Annotated in this window: 2 protein-coding genes; both read left to right on the top strand. The window is 46.4% G+C overall.

Annotation, left to right across the window (positions count from 1 at the left end; all coding sequences use genetic code 11):
• Positions 1–721: 721 nt before the first annotated feature.
• The gene (gene repA, locus E1297_RS03305) at positions 722–1,960 is read left to right on the top strand and encodes a plasmid partitioning protein RepA (RefSeq protein WP_155133837.1); all 1,239 of its coding nucleotides are present in this window, start codon (positions 722–724) and stop codon (positions 1,958–1,960) included.
• Positions 1,960–2,949, top strand: a complete 990-nt coding sequence (repB, locus tag E1297_RS03300; RefSeq protein WP_209015623.1) for a plasmid partitioning protein RepB — start codon at positions 1,960–1,962, stop codon at positions 2,947–2,949. The genes repA and repB overlap by 1 nt, the downstream gene beginning before the upstream one ends.
• Positions 2,950–3,134 lie beyond the last annotated feature (185 nt).

The raw sequence follows: 3,134 nt of genomic DNA, 5'->3' as shown, positions 1-3,134 counted from the left end.
TCCTTTGACTGGCCGCAGCGAAGTGGAACCTGACGAACGGCAGCAGTGGGCCGAGGCTGCCAATGGATGGTAGACTAACGGATGTCAGCTAAACCCAAGCCCCGAACACAACCCGCCAGTCTCCTCTCGGCCCCAGTGCTGCGCTGAACTTATTGGCATGGCGGCCGTCATTATTTTAACTACAAAGTCAATAATTCAGGTGCCGCACTTGTTTAATGTTTATGCCTTCTTGAGAAGGAGTATCCGGATTTTGTGCCGGAGATTAGTCGGCAGCGCAGACAAGTAGCATAGGGGTAGTTCAAGACGAATACGAGACCGCCATACATTTTACCCATTACAGGAGCACCGTTTCAATACGCTTTGAGCCTGATTCTATGAAATGATTCGCTCAATCCAGCCGTAAACTCCGCGACGGGAGAATTGTTCGCTTATTTTTTTACAAAGCGAATTTCATGAGACTTCAGTCAATGGCACGGCTTCAGAGCCGACGGACCTGACTTTTAAAGCGCTGAAATTATGGGATTTTTACACATTCCCAATGGGCTATAGCGATATTCTCAGCAATTTCCGGAGTGTTGTGGCTTTATAGCAATTGCTATATTTTTTGCCGGCATGTGCTGTTAATTGTTTGTTTACACAAAAAAACTTGCATCCTCTGATGCGAACTTAATACTCTGACGGTATAGGTTCTTCAAAAGGCTTTAAACCGTCTGAGGATTAAATGTTCGATATAGATCACTTTGACTCCAATTTTGATACTTCCGCGAAAGTTGAGAGTTTTACGCGGCGGCTATCCGACCGGTTGCAGAGCATGCAAGAACTCACATATCCTCCGGAAGCTCGAAAGGAATTCACTCGCACATTCAGTACCACGGACTTGGTACGCCTCTTAGGAGTGCCTGACAGCACGTTGAGGACACTGACACTTGAAGGTAAAGGGCCTCAACCCGATCGAGCCGAAAACAATCGGCGTATTTACAGTATCGACAAAGTTTGGCAGTTGCGAACTTTCCTTGCTGAGCATCGTCCAGACGATGCATTAAAGTTTCTGCCCTGGCGGCGCGAAGGGGAAAAGCTTCAGGTTGTTGCGGCTGCAAATTTCAAGGGTGGAAGCTCTAAGACAACAACCTCTGTCCATTTAGCTCACTACCTCGCTTTGCAGGGCTATCGGGTCTTATGTGTAGACTTGGATCCGCAAGCATCAATGACAACTACATTCGGGATCCAGCCCGATAGAGATTTGCGATCGGGACATGGTGAGGATGAGCGAACCGACACGGTTTACGATGCGCTTAGATACGATAATCACCGCGTAGCATTTTCCGACGTGATTCGGGAAACTTATTTCCCAGGTATTCACCTCGTCTGCGGTAATCTGCGATTGATGGATTTTGAATATGACACGCCAACAGCACTAGTCGATCGGAATACTGATGAGCTGGGGCTTTTTTTTCAACGACTTGATGCGGCTATTCAAACGGTAGAAGAGAACTACGATGTTGTGGTCCTCGATACGCCCCCTTCGCTCGGGTACATGACACTGGCGGCCCTCTATGCGGCAACGGGTCTCATAATCACCGTACATCCGGCAATGTTGGATGTGTCATCATGTTCACAATTCCTCAAGATGATTTCGGATGTAACACATACCTTGGCAGAAGGTGGTGCAGTTTTTGAACACGACTTTACAAAGTTTCTGTTGACCCGGGTCAATCCGAACGATGGGCCGCAAAAAATAATGTCTGGCACAATGCGTGATCTATTTGGAACGGATGTTCTTATTTCGGAAGCAATTGAGTCCACTGCTATTGCATCGGCAGGGGTGGCAAAGAAAACACTCTACGAAATTGAATCTGGCGAGATCGGACGGGAAACGCTTAAGCGGGCAGTCGAAAGTATCGATCAAGTTAACGGTGAAATTTTAGGAATGATCAAGCAGGTGTGGGGTAGGGAGGTCTAATGATGAAGAAATCTATCGTTAAGATGATGTCTACCGCACCACATGGCGTCCGGACGGATGATTCTAAAACAGAAAAAGTTACTACTCCGGTAGTTAATTCCATGTCTCGTGCGCTTTCTCATATGAAAGAAGATAGCATAGTTTCTCTCGATCCTGCCAAGGTCGATCCAAGCCCTTTTTCGGATCGGTTTGAATTGGATGCGGAAGGGCGGACGGAACTAGAGGGGCTAAAGCTCTCCATGCGAGATGAGGGGCAAAAGATACCAATTTTGGTTCGTCCGCATCCGACAGAGAAAGGGCGCTATCAACTTTCATATGGTCACAGGCGTGTTATTGCTATTCGTGAATTGATGGAAGAATCAGATAAGCCGGAAATCGTTAAAGTAAAAGCCTATGTTCGTCCACTAACCGATGCCGAGCTTATTAAAGAGCAGTCATTGGAAAATGGTGTTAGAGAAAATCTGACTTTTGTTGAAATGTCTCTCTGGGCTGCAAAACTTCGGGAAGCGGGCCTGAAACAACGGGAAATGGAGCCAATACTAGGTCAGGTCCAGACTGTTATTTCAAATATGTTAAAGATATCAGATTGCATCCCCAGCGACATTATATATGCAATCGGTCGTGCTAAGAACGTCGGTAGGCCGGCGTGGATGAAATTCGCCGCAACCTTCGATGCCCCAGGTGCAGAAGCTCGCGTTCGTGCACTGATCCAAAGCGATGATTTCAAAAGTTGTGCACCTTCGGATCGTCTTGCACGCGCTATTAAGGCTGCGAGGGATGAGAAAATCAGCATGCAACAAGCAGGCAGCAAAACAAAAGAGATCTTATCTGAAGGTAATATGTTGGCGAGTGTAAAATATAACTTATCAAATACAACGATTTCGATACCCAAAAATAAGCAGAAATTTGCAGATTGGCTAAGTGAAAACTTAGCGGATATCCACTCAAACTACGTTCAACATCAAAATAAGGAGAATGAAGATGGCTGACATATGAAAGAACCCGCTACGGAGAGCGGGTTCCATCATGAGATAAGCAGCAAGTGCCTATGTCCTAGTTCGCACCTCGGATCATAATTCTTGTTTAGACGTATCGCAAGCATTGCCTTTAGGCAAAGCAAAAGTTTCTTGCGTCTTTTGGCTTGTCTCGCCGTTTTAATTTGATTGATCGGCCG

The organism is Roseibium sp. RKSG952 (assembly GCF_009711355.1).
This window is presented reverse-complemented; position numbering and strand designations above follow the sequence as displayed.

Excerpts from the sequence above, each read along its gene's own strand:
- repA (WP_155133837.1), top strand. The coding sequence starts at position 722 with ATGTTCGATATAGATCACTTTGACTCCAATTTTGATACTTCCGCGAAA.
- repB (WP_209015623.1), top strand. The coding sequence starts at position 1,960 with ATGATGAAGAAATCTATCGTTAAGATGATGTCTACCGCACCACATGGC.